Raw genomic sequence first — 17,166 nt, forward strand, 5'->3', positions numbered from 1 at the left:
AGGGGGATGGGTGTGATCGCACGGCTGGGCCGGTCCATTCGCGCGCGGCTGGCGTTGTTCGCCAGTGCCGCCATGGTGCTGCTCTGCCTGGCGACCGGCACGCTGCTGCTGTGGGCGGTGCACAGCACGGTCGTGGACATCCGCACCCGAGAGGTGGTCAGCACCGCCCTGCGCGTGGTCCACCTGATCAAGGAGCACGACCTGCCCCGCGTGATCTCCCTGGAGCTGCACGGCCTCCAGGTCGTGGACGCGAACGGCCGCGTGGTGTCCTCGACGCCCAACCTGGCGAACTCGCCGCGCCTGACCTACGCGAATCCCGAGCCGGCCGACGCCAACCGCATCGGCTCCCTCTGCGACCGGCCGGAGTTCGGCGGCGAGTGCCAGATCATGATCGCCTTCCGCGTGTACAAGCCGGACGGCGACCTGACCGTCTACGCCTTCGGCCCCATGCCGCCCTGGTACATCAGCCCCGGCGTGGTCGTCCTGCTGGCCGCGATCTGCGCGGCGGTGGTGGTGCTGACCTGGTTCGGCGTCTCGCGGGTGGTGGCCAGGACGCTGGCGCCCGTACACCGGATCACCGAGAAGCTGGCCGAGATCACCGCCGGCGACGGCACGCTGCGGGTGCCCGTGCCCGAGAACGCCGAGGAGATCAGGGCACTCGCCCAGACCGCGAACCAGACGCTGGCCCGGCTGGAGCAGGCGGTGGAGCAGCAGCGCAGGTTCGCCTCCGACGCCTCCCACGACCTGCGCAGCCCGATCACCGCCATGCGCGCCGAGCTGGAGGCGGCCCTGCTCGACCCCGAGCAGACCGACTGGCCCTCGGCCGGCGACAGGCTGCTGGGCAGCCTCGAGCGGCTGCAGCACATCGTCGCCGACCTTCTCACGCTGACCAGGCTCGACGCGGGCGAGCCCGGCCGGCTGGAGCCCGTCGACCTGGCCGAGCTAGCCGCCTCCGAGACCGCCAGGCCGCGGTCGAAGCAGATGGTGACCACGCTGCAGCCCGAGGTCGTCGTCACGGGCGACCGGCTCAGGCTGGCCCGCCTGCTGACGAACCTGCTGGACAACGCCGAGCGGCACGCCGAGAGCACCATCCTCGTGACCGTGCGGCGGGACGACCAGGCCGTGCTGGAGGTGCTCGACGACGGGGCCGGCATCGCCCAGGAGCAGCGCGAGGTCGTCTTCAGGCGCTTCACCCGGCTGGACGCCTCGCGCAACCGCGACGCCGGCGGCACCGGGCTCGGCCTGCCGATCGCCCGCGAGATCGCGGTGGCCCACGGCGGCACGCTGCGGATCGAGGATTCCGAGAAGGGCGCCCGTTTCGTCCTGCGGCTGCCGGTAAGGAATGAGTGAGGCGGATCTTGGGACCCCCACCGAAAGCCGTTCGGTGCCGCTGGTTACCATGATCAACGTGACTGTCGGTGAAGAGTGCAGCCGGACCGGTACCGGGGCTCCGCCCACCAGAACAACCGGCGTCCGGTTTGTCCTATAAATAATAGTGATCAGAAGTTAGAGTTACTCGCTGTGACAACTGGTTTCAGCCGATTACGGCGTGAGGATTTGCTCAAGACGGCCTGCGAGGTGATCGCGGAGCAGGGATTCGGGCACACCAGGACTCTGGACATCGCCAGGGCCGCCGGCGTCAGCCAGGCGCTGCTCTTCTACCACTTCGAGACCAAGGAGCGGCTGCTCGCGCAGGCCTTCGGCTACGCGGCCCGCCTGCACCTCGACGCGCTCGCCGACGTCGAGCGGTCCACGGGCACGCCGCTCGACCGCCTGCGCACCCTGCTCAGGCTCTGCTCGCCGGCGATCCCGACCGAGGGCTGGCGGCTGTGGATCGACGCCTGGTCCGAGGCGATGCGCAGCCCGGAGCTGGAGGAGACCTCGCGGCGGATCGACGCCAGGGGCCGCACGCTCATGCGCGGGATCATCGAGGACGGCGTGCGGTGCGGCGAGTTCGAGTGCGCCGATCCCGACGCGACGACGTGGCGGCTCTTCGCGCTCATCGACGGGCTGGCGGTCCAGACGCACACGCATCCCAAGGTGTTGTCACGGCGGCGGGTGAACGTGCTGATCCGTACGGCGGCGGCGTACGAGTTGGGGGTGCCCGCGGAAAAGCTGTGATCCTCACCTTCCCAGTGCTATTGGATTCTCCGTACAATTACTGGGCGAGGAGAGGAGTGCACGCGATGACATCCGCACCGAGCTCTACCGCCGCCAGGGAACGCGACGAGCAGGTTGCGAGCAAGAGCGCGTACCGAGCGGTCATCGATCGCCTCTCGAAGGCGTCGGTGGACAAGCACTGGGAGCCCTACCGCGACATCCCGTGGGACGACCCGGAGTTCCAGGTGGACCCGGTCGACCCGCGGTGGGAGCTGCCGGAGGTCGACAAGCTGGGCGGCCACCCGTGGTACCGCAGCCGCTCCCCCGAGGTGCGCGCGCGGATCGGGCTGTGGCGGGTGGCCACCGCCATGAAGATCGGGCTGCAGTTCGAGAACCTGCTCAAGCGCGGGCTGCTCAACTACGCCTACCGGCTGCCGAACGGGTCCCCGGAGTTCCGGTACGTCTACCACGAGACCATCGAAGAGGGACATCACGGGATGATGTTCCAGGAGTTCGTGAACCGTACCGGCATGCCGATCCGCGGCATGCCCGGGCCGCTGTCGGTGATCGCCCAGGTCGCGCCCTGGATCCCGCTGATCTCGACCGAGCTGTTCTTCGTTTTCGTGCTGGGCGGCGAGGACCCGATCGACCACGTGCAGCGCAAGGTGCTGAAGGACGGGCGGGCGCACCACCCGCTGGAAGAGACCATCATGCGCATCCACATCGCCGAGGAGGCCAGGCACATCTCCTTCGCCCGGCACTACCTGCGCAACCGGGTGCCGGGGATGCCCGCGTACCGCCGCCTGATGCTGGGCATCGCCTCGCCGATCATCCTCGGCGTGATGGCGCGCATCATGCTGGCACCACCGGGGCCGATGATCCGGCGCTTCAGGATCCCGGCGAACGTGGTGGCCGAGGTCTACCTGCGCAACCCGGGCGCCAAGCGGGAGATCCGCGACTCGGTCGGCAAGACGCGCGAGCTGTGCGCCGAGATCGGGCTGATCAACCCGCTCACCCGGCGGATCTGGCAGGTCATGGGGATCTGGGAGGGCGCCTCGCGGTCAGCACCTCGGTGACCGCCACCAGCTCCCACGTGCCCGCGGGGTTCTGCGCGAGCAACTCCCGCCTGGCCGCCTCGACGAAGGCCGGGACCCGGTCGCCGAGGCGGGCGGGCGCGGTGTAGGAGTAGGACAGCTGCAGGCCGATCACGGCGTCGAGGTCGTACGTCAGGTGCTCCTCGTAGCGGGCCGCGTCCAGGTCGCCGAAGGGGGAGGTGGCCAGCACCTCCTCGTGGTGCTCACCGGTGGCCTGATAGGAGTTGCTCGCGGTGAACGTGTTCACGCCGAACTCGTCGCGCACCCGTCGCATGGCGGGCTCCCAGGGCTGCTCCCTGTCCTCGCGGGTCGGGCCGAGGAGCGCCACGACGCCGTCCGGCGGCAGCAGCTCGTCCAGCTCCGCCAGCACCGTACGGCGGTCCATCCAGTGGAACGACCTGCCCATCACGACGTGGTCGAACGCCGGCAGCTCGCGCAGCCTCGTCGAGTCACCCTTCAGCCAGCGGATGTTCGCCCGGTCGGGCGCCTGGCGCCGGCCCTCGGCGAGCATCTCCTCCTCGGGGTCCACGGCCAGCACCTCGCGTACGCGCCGGGCCAGCGGGATGGCCACGGTGCCCGGGCCGCAGCCGAGGTCGAGCACGGTGCTGTCGCTCCCGAACGTCATGGCCAGGTGTTCGATCGCCGGATCGCCGTGTCCTGACCGGTATTTCGCGTAGTAGGGCGCCGCGCCGCCGAACAGGTCCTCCATGGATGGGACCATATACAGGTTCTGGACGTGTTCGATGGAAGGTTCTGATCTGTGAGGCGGCTACTCACGGTCCTGCTGCTCGCCTGCGCCGCGGTGGGGGTGGCGTACTCCCCGGCTCAGGCGCACAACGTGCTGATCGGCAGCGACCCGAAGGACGGCGCCACGCTGGCTGCCTCGCCCGAGCGGGTGACGCTGGTGTTCGACCAGGCGGTGCGCCAGGGGTACGCGTCGGTGGGCGTCACCGGGGCGGACGGGTCGGCGTGGGCCGACGGGAGCGCCGTCGTCGCGGCCGAGCGGGTGTCGGTGAAGGTGAAACCGCTGCCGGCCGGAGGGTCTTACGTGGTGGGTTACCGGATCCTGTCGGCCGACGGGCACCCGGTGACCGGGAAGATCCGCTTCAGCCTGGCCGCGGACGCCTCCGGGGTGGCGGCGGGGGCAGCCGCCGGCGGCACCAGCGCGGAGGCCGCCGAGGCGGCGGCCAACGGCGGGGCCGGGATGGCCGTGGTGTGGGTCGTGGGAGCACTGCTGATCCTGGCCGCCGGCACAGCCGTCGCCCTGCGCCGCTCCGCCCCTGGCGCCCGCGCCGGAACAGCCGAGGCTGGGACGGCCGAGACTGGGACGGGCCAGCGAGCGACGCCTGCGGCCGCTACCGCGGAGGCCGAAGGACCGGCGGCTGAGGGGCCGGCGGCTCGGGGCGAGGATGACTCCTCGCGGGCCGAGGGGGCGCGGGCGTGAGCGTCGCCGCTCTTCCCCTCGCCCGGCAGCGCGTCGGCGGGCGGCTCGTCGTGGGCGCGTTCGGCGTGTGCGCGGTCGTCGCGGCCGTGGCGGCGAGCTCGTTCACCGCCCAGGAGTCCGTCCCCGGCATCCCGATGCCCGGCCCGGTCGTGTCGATCGGGCTGCCGATCGTGCGGGTGCTGCTCGACCTGGCCGCCGTGGCCGTGGTCGGGCTCAGCCTGCTGCCCAAGCTGCTCGGCTTCGACGCCCCCGACCGTACCGAGCCGGTCCTGATCAGGGTCCGCCCGCTGACCGTGATCGCCGCCTGGGCGTGGGCCATCTGCGCGCTGCTCACCATCGTCTTCCAGACCGCCGAGCTCAACCCCGGCAGCGTGCCGACGTTCGGGATGATCGCCGGTTACGTCGGGAGCGTCGGCACGGGCCAGGGGCTGCTGTTCAGCGCGGCATGCGCGCTGGCGGCGGCCGGCATCGGGCTGATGGCGGTGCGGTTCGGCGAGAAGGTGCCGGCCGAGCTGCGGGTGATCGTGGCGCTGTTCGGGCTGCTGCCGATCCCGGTCACCGGCCACGCGGTGAACTCGGTCTGGCACGACCCCATCATGATCTCGATGGAGATCCACGTCATGGGGGCCGCGGCGTGGACGGGCGGGCTGGTGGCCACGGCCGTGTTCGTGGCCCCGCACCGTGGCCTGCTGGCCGTGGTGCTGCCGAAGTTCTCCAGGATGGCCACCGTGTGCCTGCTCATGGTGGGGCTGTCCGGCCTGGTCACGGGGCTGGGGACGATGGCGCTCACGCCGGACGTGACGCTGCCGGACGCGATCGTGACCAGCCACTACGGGCTGCTGGTCGTGGTCAAGACGGCGCTGGTGGCGCTGCTGGTGCCGCTGGCGGCGCACATCCGCTTCCGGCTGCTGCCCGCCGTACGCCGGGGACGGGCCACCGCGCTGGTGGGCTGGGCGGCGGCCGAGGTGGGGGTGATGGGGCTGGCGTACGGCGTCGCGGTGGCGATCACCCGCGCCTCGATAGCCTGAAAGCCCCAGCCCCAGCCCCAGCCCCAGGCCCAGCGTTGGGACCAGCGTCGGCCGTCTCCATGCCCTCCGACCTCCGCCGGACGCCCTGTGCACCGAGCATCCTGACCGGCCGGACGCCGACCGACCGGAGGCCGACCGGCCGGACGACAACCGATCGGGCGGCAACCGGTCGGATGTGCGGTGCCGGGCGGCGCGGTCGGGTGGTGAGGGGCGTTTCTAGGTTGTGGCCGGGGCGGCCACGCGCGGGGGTGGGGAGGTGACCGGCTGGAGGCCGCGGCGGGCGGCGATCCACTCGATGGCCAGCCAGACGACGAGCAGCCCCATCCCGGCCCACACCGCCGACGACGTGGCCAGCGGGGGCGCCCCCAGCAACCCTTCCTGCCCCTTGAGCGCGCCGTACACCGGCCCCATCGCCGCGCTCTGCACCACCAGCGCGCCATAGGCGGCGGCCGTCACGACGACCGCGCCGAGCACCGCCCGGGCGGCGCGCATGCGTACCAGGAACGCCACGTCCACCAGCACCCCGGCCACGACCAGGAAGAACGGCACCGCGGACGGCGGGAACCCGGTGAAGGTCAGCAGCGGCCAGATCAGCGTCCTGAACCCCACGTAGCCGGCGGCGACGAGGGTGGCCGCGCCGAACCGGCCGATCAGCAGCCTGGCCACCACCAGCACCGACAGCCCGGCGACCACCGCGTAGACCGGGTAGAGGTAGTCGGGCACCGGCAGCGTGAACCCGGCCATCATCGTCCGGTCCACCGGCCGGTCCATCTGGTCGGCCGCGAACTGGAGCAGGATCTGCTCGGCGTAGGTGGCGTTGTTGTCCCAGGCGCCGAGGGACAGGATGCCGTACTCCTGGTGCTGCTCGGGGAAGTGCACGTTCTCCAGGAAGAACGCCAGGAGCGCGCCCAGCACGACCGTCCGCTCGCGGCCCGGCGGCGCGCCCATGAACCAGCCGCGGATGACGCCCGCGATCATGAAGAACGTTCCAACGTAGAGCATGATGTGCGACGGGCTCCACGAGGTGATGTCGAGCCCGTTGACGCGGTGGTTGATCAGGTCGAGCGGCACCGCGACGAGGAAGATCCCGGTGCCCCACTGGATGAGCCTGAGCGCCGCCTTGTCCACGCCGTAACCGGTGTAGCCGTGGACGAGGGTCAGGGCGACGGCGAGGGCCGTGCCGGCGGAGTTGAGCAGGTGGGGCGGCGCCAGGTCGTCGCGCAGCCACTTGAAGTGCCACGAGACGTCCCAGGCGGAGCCGAGCAGCTTGAGCGTGAGCGCCAGCAGCCAGCCGTAATAGAGCACCCTGAACAGGTCTTGCGGCGTCTCGCGGCCTGCCTGGCCTCTGGTCCAGTACGGCAGGGCCCACGCGGCGGCCTTCTTGAACGATGCTGGAGACTTCACGGCAGAGAATCTTACGGTCTACCGTCCCCCTGACCCGCGACGACCCGGTCCCCTGCCCCATGGGCCGCTGTGGTCGCCACAACGCCACCCATGTCATTCGAAATCCGCCCCGCCCTCCCCCAGGACTCCGCGGCCGTCGAGGCGGTGCGGATCGCCACCTGGCGCGTGGCCTACAGCGGGGTCATGCCGGAGGCGTACCTGGCAGGGCTTGAGGTGCGGCCCGAGGTGGTGCGGGGCCGTTCCGGGCATGGAGGTGTACGCCATTTACGTGCTGCCGGCGGAGTTCTCGACCGGCATGGAACGGGCCTTGATGGCCGCCACCATAGAGGCGATGGCGGAGGCCAGGCTGTGGGTACGGCGGACAACGCCCGGGCGCGGCGGTTCTACGAGCGGTACGGGTTCACGTGGTCGGGGCGGGCGAAGATGTTGCCGGATCCGCCGCTGGAGGAGGTGCACTATCGGCTGAGGCTCGCAGGGAGAACATGAGCGGGATTCCGGGGGCCTCGCCGGGCGGGCGGTACGCGCCTCCGTCCTCGACGAGAGTGGCGAAGCGGCGGAACAGCGTGTGGTCGTGCTCGTGCAGGAACTCCACCCGCAGCCCGGCGGCCGCGACGGCGCTGACGATCTCGCCGAGGCCGTGCCGGAACTCCATCGTGGTCCGGTGTTCGAGGGGCTCGCCACCGGTGTAGGTGTACGGCACTTCCCAGAGGTGGGGGCCGCGGTGGAAGTAGTCGTACGTGACGGTGGTGCCCGTTTCGCCATCCAGGATGTCGGCGAACGGGTGAAATTCGGCGACATAGAGGAATCCGCCCGGCTTGAGGAGGGCGGTGACCGTCTCGGCCCAGCGGGTGAGGTCCGGCAGCCAGACGAGGGCGCCGATGCCCGTGTAGACGATGTCGTAGGTCTCACCGAGCGCCTCCGGGGCGTCGTACACGTCGGCGGTGACGAACTTCGCCGGAATGCCGCATTCGCCGGCGATCTTCCTGGCCTGCTCGATGGCGGGGTCGGAGAAGTCGAGGCCGGTCACCTCGGCGCCGAGCCTGGCCCATGAGAGGGTGTCGAGCCCGAAATGGCACTGCAGGTGCACCAGGCGGCGCCCCGCCACCTCACCGACCTCTTCGACCTCGAACTCCCGCAGCCTGCTCCGGCCCGCCTTGAAACCGTCGACGTCGTAGAAGGCGCTGCTCACGTGGATGGGGACGCGGGCGTTCCAGTTGGCCCGGTTGACCTGCAGGTAGTCGTCCATGGCCGTGATCGTAGGCACGCGACCGGCGTCGGCGCACCAGCATTTCCACGTGTCCCACGGTCTCCTTCACCGGCTTCTCGGCGGCCTCTTCAGCGGCGGCGGCGGAGTCGTACGGGGAGGTGTTTGAGGCCGTTCTGGAAGTTGGAGGTGAGCCGTCGCGGGCTGCCGGCGAGCTCGACGTCCCAGGCGAGCAGTTCCCTGAAGACCGAGCGGAACTGGGCGCGGGCCAGGTGGGCGCCCAGGCAGAAGTGCGGGCCGAAGCCGAAGCTGACGTGGTCGTTCGGAGTGCGGGCGATGTCGAAGCGGTCCGGATCGGGGAAGACGGACGGGTCGCGGTTGGCGGAGGCGTGGTAGACGACCACCTTGTCGCCTGCCCGGACGGGTTGCCCGGCGAGGGTGAGGTCGCGGGCCGCCGTACGCCTGAAGTGCATGACCGGGGGCCAGAAGCGGAGCATCTCCTCGATGGCGGAGTCCAGCAGGGAGGGGTTCTCGCGCAGGCGGGCCAGCTCGGCGGGGTGCTGGAGGAGCGTGAGCAGGCCACCCGGGATGCCGTTGCGCAGGGTCTCGTTGCCGGCGACGGCGAAGAGGAAGAACATGTTCTCGAACTCGGCCTCCGTCAGGCCGCCCTTCCGCATGGCCGACATGACGGATTCGCCGTCCGCGGGGGTCTCGGCCAGGGCGTGGGCGTACGCGAACATGTCGGTCAGGGCCGCCCTCGATCGCGGGTTGACACCCGGCCGGAGCTCGGGCCTGGCCGCGAGGGCGAGCCGGCCCATGGGGCTGAGGGACTCGACGTCCGCCGTGGACAGGCCCGCGTAGTCGTCGTCCTGGTAGCCGATCACGCGCGACGCCCAGTCGTACAGCAGCCGCTTGTCCTGCGCCGGGACGCCCATGACGTGGGCCAGCGTCCATACGGGCAGGTCGGCGGCCACTTCCACGAAGTCGCACTCGCCCTCATCGAACAGCGCCGCCGCCCGCTCGGCGATCGTCCGCTCCAGGGCGCGCACGGCCCGCGGGGTGAACGCCGCCGCCACGATCCTGCGCAGCCTGGAGTGGTCGGGCGGGTCCATGTTCAGCATCTGGACCTGGACGAACTCGAGGTCGGCAGGGGTGTCGGGGTCGCGGATCTGGGTGGCGCCGAGGTGCGAGGAGAAGTCCTGCGGGCTGCGGAGGACGTGCTTGACGTCGGGATGCCGGAAGACCGCCCAGTAACCGGGCCCCTCCCGCCAGGGGCCCAGCGGTGGTTCGGGGATCCAGCAGACGGGGGATTCGGCTCGTAGCCGGGCGAACAGCTCGTACGGTACGGCTCTGTCGTAGGTGGCCGGGATGAAGACCTCCACCACCGACCGCCCTGCCGCCTGGTGACCGCCGTCGATCTCCGACATCTCACCCTCCCGCTCTCTCGCACGGCCGCCCGCGCACGAACTCCAGCGTGCATGATGGCCGCGTGACTCCAGAAGACGCAGAGGCGATCCTCCAGGAATACTTCGCCCCCTGGATCCAGCAGCTCGGCCTGCGGGTCGAGGAGGTGGGCGACCGCCACGCGATCGTGCGGCTGCCCTGGTCCGACGACCTGGCCAGAGAGGGCGGCGGGCTGTCCGGCCAGGCGATGATGGCAGCCGCCGACACGGCCACGGCCATCGCCATCGCCTCGGCGCGCGGTGAGTTCGTGCCGATGACCACGGTTCAGCAGTCAACGACGTTCCAGCGCCCGGTGGTGGGCAAGGACGTCCTGCTCGACGTACGCATCACGAAGCTGGGCCGCACGCTGGCCTTCTCGGAGATCACCCTCACGCCCGAGGGCAGCCCCGAAACAGCGGCCCACGCCACGACTGTCTACGCGATCCTGGCCTGACCGGGCAGGCGAGATAGGCATGCCCCTTATCTCGCGGGTAATCGTCAACCCGCGCGATCCAGAGGAGACTGTGGCAGCAACGCCCACCGAAACAGACTTCAAGGACGAATCATGACGACTCGCGAGACCGTGCAAGAGCTGCTGCGCCGTATGGGTGAGGGCGACTTCGACCGGATCGCCGAGCTGTTCGCGGAGCGGAGTGACTGGCGGTTCAACTGGCCCGCCGAAGGGCACCCGTCCGTGCCGTGGATCCGGCCCCGTTCGACCCGCCATGACGTGGCAGAGCATTTCCGCATGCTGGACGCGTACCACGTGGGTGAGCTGAACGGCACGTCGGTGACGCGGATCCTCGCCGACGGGGACGACGCGGTCGTCCTCGGCGACATCGTCCAGACCGTGAAGGCCACCGGTGCCGCCTACACCTCCCCCTTCGCCCTGCACCTCACGGTCGAGAACGGCCGGATCACCCGCTACCACATCTACGAGGACAGCCTCACCGTGGCCCGGGCCCTCTCGGGCACGGACGAGGACGAGCGGCAGGCGTCGTGATCCGCCGGTTACCCGATCAGCCGGTTCCAAGATCGCCCAGTTCAGCCCCCTAGAGCACCTCTTCGCAGGTCCGGCGAAAGCGCCGTCTCAGGGATCTCTCAGGTGCGGAAAGTAGGCTCACCGCATGAAGCGTGTGGCCGCACTGGTTGTGGCACTCGCCCTCATCGGGGTGACGACGTGGCTCGTGTGGCCGTCGGCTCCTGCGGTGCGGGGCCAGGACCAGAAGATAACCGTCGTCGACGGACCAGCCGACGACCAACGGGTCGAGCTCGATACGACGTTCTTCCCGCCGCCCGACGGCGGGAAGGCACCTGCCGTATTGCTCGCCCACGGTTTCGGCGGCAGCAAGCAGAGCATGAGGGATCAAGCGGTCCGCCTGGCCCAGCAGGGCTATGCCGTGATGACGTGGTCGGCGCGCGGCTTCGGCCGTTCGACCGGCGAGATCGCGCTCAACTCGCCCGACTACGAGGTCAAGGACGTCAAGCAGCTGATCGACTGGCTGGCCAAGCGGCCGGAGGTCCAGCTCGACGCCTCGAACGACCCGCGCGTCGGCATCGCGGGCGGCTCGTACGGCGGCGCCATCGCCCTGATGACGGCGGCCCACGACCAGCGGGTCGACGCGATCGTGCCGCAGATCACCTGGTCCGACCTGGCCGACGCGCTGTTCCCCAACGCCTCCACCCAGGCCACCGCCACAGACGGCACCACCGCCGACGGCACCACCGCTGACAGCACCGGCACCACTACCGGCACCACCACTGGCACCGATTCCGGCGCCGCCGCCCCGGCCGGTCAGGGTTCCGGTGCCGCGAGCGGGGTCTTCAAGCGCATGTGGGCCGGCATCTTCTTCGGCCAGGGCGTCTCGCTGGACACCATGTCGCTGCTGGGCCGGCGGGAGGCCGGCGCTCCGCTGACGCCCGAGCAGGCGCGGTGCGGCCGGTTCCTGCCCGCGATCTGCGACATCTACCAGCAGGTCGCCAAGGACGGCAGGGCCACGCCGGAGGCCGTCGAGCTGCTGCGCAAGTCGAGCCCGATCACCGTGGCCGGCCAGATCAAGGCGCCGACCCTGCTGATCCAGGGCCAGCGCGACTCGCTGTTCCCGCTCGGCCACGCCGACGCCAACGCCAAGGCCATCGCGGCCGCCGGCACGCCGGTGAGCCTGGCCTGGTTCGACGGCGGGCACGACGGCGGCAACGGCGAGGTCGACTGGCTCTTCGACCAGTCCTCGGCCTGGTTCGCCCGCTACCTGAAGGGTGAGGGCTCGGCCGAGGCGGCGCCGCCGGTGAGCGCGTTCACGGTGACACGTGACGGCGGCCGCGACCCCGGCACCCGCCAGCGCATCCGTCTCCACCCGGAGGCCACCTCCTATCCGGGCCTCGCCGGGACCGACACCTCCGACGTGGAGCTGAGCGGCCCCGCGCAGAACATCGTCAACCCGCCCGGCGGTGCCCCCGCCTCCATCTCGACCGTGCCGGGCATCGGCGGCCTGCTGGGTGGCCAGAGCACCGGCGGTGTCTCGATCGACATGCCGGGCCAGAGCGCCACGTTCGAGTCCGGCCCGCTCACCGCCCCGCTCCAGCTCACCGGCAGCTCCACCGTCAAGGTCAAGGTGTCGGGCAAGGGCGAGGCGACGCTGTTCGCCAAGCTGTACGACGTGGCGGACAGCACCCAGATGCCCATCCTGCCCGCCGGGCTGGTGGCGCCCATCCGGGTGACGATCCCCGAGGGGGCGGGCAGCGCGGAGGCCACGGTCAACCTGCCCGCCGTGGACTACCGCTTCGCCGTGGGCCACCGGCTGCGCCTGGTCGTGACCACGACCGACATGGGGTTCGCGACCCCTGCCGAGCCGGCCACGTACCAGGTCGCGCTGGCCTCTCCCACCCTCACGGTCCCCACGGTCCGCACCCTGGCCGCCGCTCCGACGGGCGTGGCGTGGTGGGTGTGGGCGATGCCGCTGGCCGCCGTGGTGGCCGCCGCCATCCTGCTGGCCACGGGCCGCTCCACGGGCCGCTCCCGCCTGCGCCGCCGCCCCACCGTGGTCACGGCAGGCCAGGAGCTCGGGCAGCCGCAGGACTCCCCGGCCCTCGTGTCCGCCGCCACCGACTCCACCGTCACCGAGGCCGCCGCAACCGAGGCCACCGGCACGCGTTCCACCACCGCCGCCGGCACCGGTTCCACCACCGCCATCGGCGTCGGGGCCGTCCGCGCCGGTGCCACCGGCGCGAACGGCAGCCACGGAGGTGGCGACGGTGCCTCGGGGCTGCGGTCGGATGGTGGGACGAGCCGCGACGGGCTCGGCTCCCGACCCGACGAGGTGCCGCTGGAGATCAGTGGCCTGACGAAGGCGTACCGCAACGGCGAGCTGGCCGTCGACGGCCTGTCGTTCCGGGTCGAGCAGGGTCAGGTCCTGGGCCTGCTCGGGCCCAACGGCGCGGGCAAGACGACGACGATGCGGATGATGATGGGTCTCATCCAGCCGGACGCCGGCGAGATCCGCATCTTCGGCGAGCGCGTCACCCCGGGCGCCCCCGTACTGTCCAGGCTCGGGTCGTTCGTCGAAGGGCCCGGCTTCCTGCCGCACCTGTCCGGACGCGACAACATCGAGCTCTACTGGGCCGCCACCGGCCGGCCCACGGCGGACGCGCGCTTCGACGAGGCGTTGGAGATCGCGAACCTGGGCAAGGCCCTGGAACGAGCCGTACGCACCTACTCGCAGGGCATGCGCCAGCGACTGGCCATCGCCCAGGCCATGCTCGGGCTGCCGGACCTGCTCGTGCTCGACGAGCCCACGAACGGGCTCGACCCACCCCAGATCCGGGAGATGCGCGAGGTGCTCAAGCGCTACGCGCGCGACGGCCGTACCGTGATCGTCTCCAGCCACATGCTGGCCGAGGTGGAGCAGACCTGCAGCCACGTCGTGGTCATGCGGCGCGGGCAGCTCGTCTCGACCGGTCCGGTGTCGTTGCTGCTCAGCTCGGCCGCCGGCGCCAACGGGCACGGGCCGCGCCTGGAAGACGTGTTCCTCGACCTCATCGGAGACAAGTCATGACCGCCGCGACCGGCTACGCGCCGAACCGCACGCTGCCGTTGCGGGTGGAGATCGTCAGGCAGTTCAAGCGGCGGCGGACGCTGGTCATGTTCGGGCTGCTGCTGGCGCTGCCGTGGATCCTCGTGATCGCGTTCCAGTTCGGGCCGCAGTCGAGCGGGCAGGGACAGTCGGCGCTGCGCATCTCGGACCTGGCCACGGCGAGCGGCCTGAACTTCGCCGCCTTCGCCCTGTCGGTGTCGGCCAGCTTCCTGCTGGTGGTGGCGGTCGCGCTGTTCTGCGGGGACACCGTGGCCAGCGAGGCCAACTGGTCGTCACTGCGCTACCTGCTGGCGGCACCGGTCCCCCGTGACCGGCTGCTGCGGCAGAAGCTGATCGTGGCGCTCGGCTACTCGGCGGCGGCGGTGATCTGCCTGCCGCTGATGGCGCTGCTCGCGGGCACGCTGGCGTTCGGCTGGGACGACATCCAGGTGCCCGGGACGGGTGAGACCATCCCGGCGCTCGACGTGCTGCCGCGCTTCGGGATCGTGATCGGGTACGCCCTGGTCAGCCAGCTCGTGGTCGCCGGCCTCGCCTTCCTCGTCTCCACGATGACCGACTCCCCGCTGGGGGCCGTGGGCGGGGCGGTCGGCCTGTGGATCGTGTGCAACATCCTGCAGGCCGTCGAGGCCCTGGGGGTGCTGCGCGAGTTCCTGCCGACGTTCTGGAACAACGCCTGGCTGGATGCCCTGGCGCCGGAACTGGACTGGAGCGGGATGGCCAAGGGCGCCTCGGTCTCGATCACGTATGCGGCCGTTCTGATCGCGATCGCGTTCCGGCGCTTCCGCCACAAGGACGTGGTCAGTTAGGGCGTCGGCGGGGAATCCGGGCCCGGATGGTCGTCCGGGCCCGGACGGGGGCCCAGGTCCGGACGTGGGTCGGCCTCGACCCTGCGCCACACCGCCCACGCCTTGACCGGCGCCGTCTGTACCACGGTCCTCGGCCGTGGCGAGGTCAGTTCGTCCAGTCGAAGGCCTTGGTCACGGCCTTCTTCCAGCCCGCGTACCCCCGCTCCCGCTGCTCCTCGCTCCACCCCGGCTCCCAGCGGCGGTCCTCCGCCCAGTGGGCGCGCAGCTCGTCGGTGTCCCGCCAGTAGCCCACGGCCAGCCCGGCCGCGTACGCGGCCCCGAGCGCCGTGGTCTCGGCGACGACCGGGCGGCTGACGGGCACGCCGAGGATGTCGGACTGGAGTTGCATGCACAGGTTGTTGGCCGTGACCCCGCCGTCCACCTTGAGCACGTCCAGGACGACCCCTGAGTCCTGCTGCATGGCCTCCACCACGTCCCGGCTCTGGTAGCAGATGGCCTCCAGGGTGGCGCGGGCGAGGTGGGCCTCGTTGTTGTAGCGGGACAGGCCGACGATGGCGCCGCGGGCGTCGGCGCGCCAGTAGGGGGCGAACAGGCCGGAGAACGCCGGCACGAAGTACATGCCCCCGGAGTCCTCCACCTGCCGGGCCAGCGGCTCGCTCTGGGCCGCGGACGTGATCAGGTGGAGCTGGTCGCGCAGCCACTGCACGGCCGAGCCGGTCACCGCGATCGAGCCCTCCAGCGCGAACACCGCCGGCTCGTCGCCGAACTTGTAGGCCACGGTGGTGAGCAGGCCGCTCTCGGAGCGCACGCGGTCGGTGCCGGTGTTGAGCAGCAGGAAGTTGCCGGTGCCGTAGGTGTTCTTGGCCTTGCCGGGCGCGAAGCAGACCTGGCCGACGGTGGCGGCCTGCTGGTCGCCGAGGATGGCGGTGACGGGCACCTCGCCGCCGAACGGACCGTACCGGACGGTGGCGCCGTAGCCGGTGGGGTCGGCGGACGGGCGGATCTCGGGCAGCATCTCGCGCGGGATGCCGAAGTACGACAGGAGCTCGTCGTCCCAGTCCAGCGTGTCGAGGTCCATCAGCATGGTGCGGCTGGCGTTGGTCACGTCGGTGACGTGCACGCCGCCGTTGACGCCGCCGGTGAGGTTCCACAGGGTCCAGGTGTCGGTGTTGCCGAAGACGGCCTCGCCCCGGCCGGCCGCCTCGCGGACGCCGTCGACGTTCTCCAGGATCCACTGGATCTTGCCACCGGAGAAGTACGCCTCCGGCCGCAGGCCCGTACGGTCGCGGATGACCTGGCCTCGGCCGTCCCGGTCGAGGGCGGCGGCGATCTGGTCGGTGCGGGTGTCCTGCCACACGATCGCGTTGTAGTACGGGCGTCCGGTGCGCGGGTTCCACACCACCGTGGTCTCCCGCTGGTTGGTCACCCCCAGCGCGGCCAGGTCGTTGTCGTGCAGCCCCGTGCGCTGCAGCGTCGTCTGGACGACGGCGGCGGTCCTGGTCCAGATCTCGATCGGGTTGTGCTCCACCCAGCCGGCCCGGGGCAGGATCTGCTCGTGCTCGAGCTGGAACTTGGCGTACTCGGCGCCCTCGTGATCGAAGATCATGAAGCGGGTGCTGGTGGTGCCCTGGTCGACGGCGCCGACGAAATCAGGCATGGCGTTCTCCTCAGATCGGACGTCAGTCGGACGGCTTCACGGTGTCGCGGTCCTCGCCCTGGGGGAGGAACCGGGCGATGCACACCTGGTACAGCCAGGCCCCGATGACGCCGCCGATCAGCGGCCCGACGATCGGGACCCAGAAGTACAGGTCGCCGTACTGATCTCGCCACGCGCCGCCGTAGCCGGTGAGGAAGCTGGCCAGGCGGGGCCCGAAGTCGCGCGCCGGGTTGATGGCGTAGCCGGCGTCGGCGCCGAACGACATGCCGATCGCGACGATGAGCAGGCCGATGACGAACGGCCCCATGTTCGCACTGGGCGCCATGTTCGCGGTGTCGGACAGGGCGAAGATGACGAAGAGCAGGATCGCGGTGCCGATGATCTGGTCGCGCAGCCCGCCCCACTGCGACACCGGCAGGGTGCCGTTGCCGGGCAGGGTGGAGAAGACGATCTGGGTCTTGATCGTACGTCCGGGGTCGGCCATGGCCAGGATCTCGGCGTAGTTCCAGCGCACGATGAGCGCGCCGATGAAGGCCCCGATCGTCTGCGCGATGGCGTACGGCGCGACCTTGCGCCACGGAAAGCCGCGGAACAGGGCGAAACCCACCGTCACGGCGGGATTGAGGTGCGCGCCCGTGGTGCGGCCGGCGACGTAGACGCCGAGCGCGACCCCGATCCCCCACGCCCAGGCGATGCTGTCGTGGTCACCGAGCTCCGCCGCCACCACCTGGGCGACGACCCCCGCCCCGAACAGGATGAGCACCATCGTCCCGGCGCACTCCGCGATGAGCTCGCCGGCCAGCCCCATCCGACCCAGTCGTCCGGCCACCTGTCACCTCCTTTGCAGCGTTGTGTGCCATTCCCGATTCCGGGGATTACATACGGACTGTGTGCG

Annotated in this window: 15 protein-coding genes; 9 read left to right on the forward strand and 6 right to left on the reverse strand. The window is 70.9% G+C overall.

Features of this window, described 5'->3' with window-relative positions; all coding sequences use genetic code 11:
* The first annotated feature begins 12 nt into the window (after positions 1–12).
* The 3 genes from ACBJ59_RS59935 (at position 13) to ACBJ59_RS59945 (ending at position 3,176) form a co-directional block, all read left to right on the forward strand.
* Complete coding sequence (locus ACBJ59_RS59935; protein ID WP_375118871.1) at positions 13–1,350, forward strand: sensor histidine kinase; 1,338 nt, start codon at positions 13–15, stop codon at positions 1,348–1,350.
* Positions 1,351–1,521: 171 nt separating this feature from the next.
* A complete protein-coding gene (locus tag ACBJ59_RS59940; protein WP_375118872.1) occupies positions 1,522–2,121 on the forward strand; it encodes a TetR/AcrR family transcriptional regulator in 600 nt (199 codons plus the stop codon).
* A gap of 65 nt (positions 2,122–2,186) precedes the next feature.
* Positions 2,187–3,176 carry a diiron oxygenase gene (locus tag ACBJ59_RS59945; RefSeq protein WP_375118873.1) on the forward strand — a complete coding sequence of 330 codons (990 nt, stop codon included), beginning with the start codon at positions 2,187–2,189 and terminating at the stop codon, positions 3,174–3,176.
* Here ACBJ59_RS59945 and ACBJ59_RS59950 read toward each other — a convergent pair.
* The gene (locus ACBJ59_RS59950; RefSeq protein ID WP_375118874.1) at positions 3,133–3,903 is read right to left on the reverse strand and encodes a class I SAM-dependent methyltransferase; all 771 of its coding nucleotides are present in this window, start codon (positions 3,901–3,903) and stop codon (positions 3,133–3,135) included. The genes ACBJ59_RS59945 and ACBJ59_RS59950 overlap by 44 nt on opposite strands.
* Positions 3,904–3,954: 51 nt before the next feature.
* On the opposite strand from ACBJ59_RS59950, the gene ACBJ59_RS59955 reads away from it, so the two are divergent.
* Positions 3,955–4,638 carry a copper resistance protein CopC gene (locus tag ACBJ59_RS59955; protein ID WP_375118875.1) on the forward strand — a complete coding sequence of 228 codons (684 nt, stop codon included), beginning with the start codon at positions 3,955–3,957 and terminating at the stop codon, positions 4,636–4,638.
* Positions 4,635–5,666, forward strand: coding sequence for a copper resistance D family protein (locus ACBJ59_RS59960; protein ID WP_375118876.1), 1,032 nt, complete (start codon positions 4,635–4,637; stop codon positions 5,664–5,666). Before ACBJ59_RS59955 ends, ACBJ59_RS59960 begins: the two co-directional genes overlap by 4 nt.
* A 216-nt stretch (positions 5,667–5,882) precedes the next feature.
* Here the strand turns inward: ACBJ59_RS59960 and ACBJ59_RS59965 are convergent, their stop codons facing one another.
* The 3 genes from ACBJ59_RS59965 to ACBJ59_RS59975 all read right to left on the reverse strand — a co-directional run bounded on the left by ACBJ59_RS59965 (position 5,883) and on the right by ACBJ59_RS59975 (position 9,701).
* Complete coding sequence (locus ACBJ59_RS59965; protein ID WP_375118877.1) at positions 5,883–7,070, reverse strand: hypothetical protein; 1,188 nt, start codon at positions 7,068–7,070, stop codon at positions 5,883–5,885.
* 400 nt (positions 7,071–7,470) lie between these two features.
* Positions 7,471–8,316 carry a class I SAM-dependent methyltransferase gene (locus ACBJ59_RS59970; protein WP_375118878.1) on the reverse strand — a complete coding sequence of 282 codons (846 nt, stop codon included), beginning with the start codon at positions 8,314–8,316 and terminating at the stop codon, positions 7,471–7,473.
* 89 nt (positions 8,317–8,405) lie between these two features.
* Positions 8,406–9,701, reverse strand: coding sequence for a cytochrome P450 (locus ACBJ59_RS59975; protein ID WP_375118879.1), 1,296 nt, complete (start codon positions 9,699–9,701; stop codon positions 8,406–8,408).
* 62 nt (positions 9,702–9,763) lie between these two features.
* On the opposite strand from ACBJ59_RS59975, the gene ACBJ59_RS59980 reads away from it, so the two are divergent.
* The 4 genes from ACBJ59_RS59980 to ACBJ59_RS59995 all read left to right on the forward strand — a co-directional run bounded on the left by ACBJ59_RS59980 (position 9,764) and on the right by ACBJ59_RS59995 (position 14,614).
* The gene (locus ACBJ59_RS59980) at positions 9,764–10,171 is read left to right on the forward strand and encodes a PaaI family thioesterase (protein WP_364125197.1); all 408 of its coding nucleotides are present in this window, start codon (positions 9,764–9,766) and stop codon (positions 10,169–10,171) included.
* Between the two features lie 111 nt (positions 10,172–10,282).
* Entirely contained in the window at positions 10,283–10,720 is a 438-nt protein-coding gene (locus ACBJ59_RS59985) for a nuclear transport factor 2 family protein (protein ID WP_375118880.1), read from the forward strand.
* Positions 10,721–10,844: 124 nt separating this feature from the next.
* Positions 10,845–13,769, forward strand: a complete 2,925-nt coding sequence (locus tag ACBJ59_RS59990) for an alpha/beta fold hydrolase (RefSeq protein ID WP_375118881.1) — start codon at positions 10,845–10,847, stop codon at positions 13,767–13,769.
* The gene (locus ACBJ59_RS59995; RefSeq protein ID WP_375118882.1) at positions 13,766–14,614 is read left to right on the forward strand and encodes an ABC transporter permease; all 849 of its coding nucleotides are present in this window, start codon (positions 13,766–13,768) and stop codon (positions 14,612–14,614) included. The genes ACBJ59_RS59990 and ACBJ59_RS59995 overlap by 4 nt, the downstream gene beginning before the upstream one ends.
* A gap of 145 nt (positions 14,615–14,759) precedes the next feature.
* Here the strand turns inward: ACBJ59_RS59995 and glpK are convergent, their stop codons facing one another.
* Positions 14,760–16,271 (reverse strand): glycerol kinase GlpK, encoded by a 1,512-nt coding sequence (gene glpK, locus ACBJ59_RS60000; RefSeq protein WP_375118883.1) that lies wholly within the window; start codon positions 16,269–16,271, stop codon positions 14,760–14,762.
* 22 nt (positions 16,272–16,293) lie between these two features.
* Positions 16,294–17,100: an MIP/aquaporin family protein gene (locus ACBJ59_RS60005; protein ID WP_375118884.1), complete on the reverse strand. Its 807-nt coding sequence runs from the start codon at positions 17,098–17,100 to the stop codon at positions 16,294–16,296.
* Positions 17,101–17,166: the final 66 nt, after the last annotated feature.

Origin of the sequence: Nonomuraea sp. MTCD27, assembly GCF_041950495.1 — a bacterium.
In the GTDB taxonomy this organism is placed as follows: Bacteria; Actinomycetota; Actinomycetes; order Streptosporangiales; family Streptosporangiaceae; genus Nonomuraea.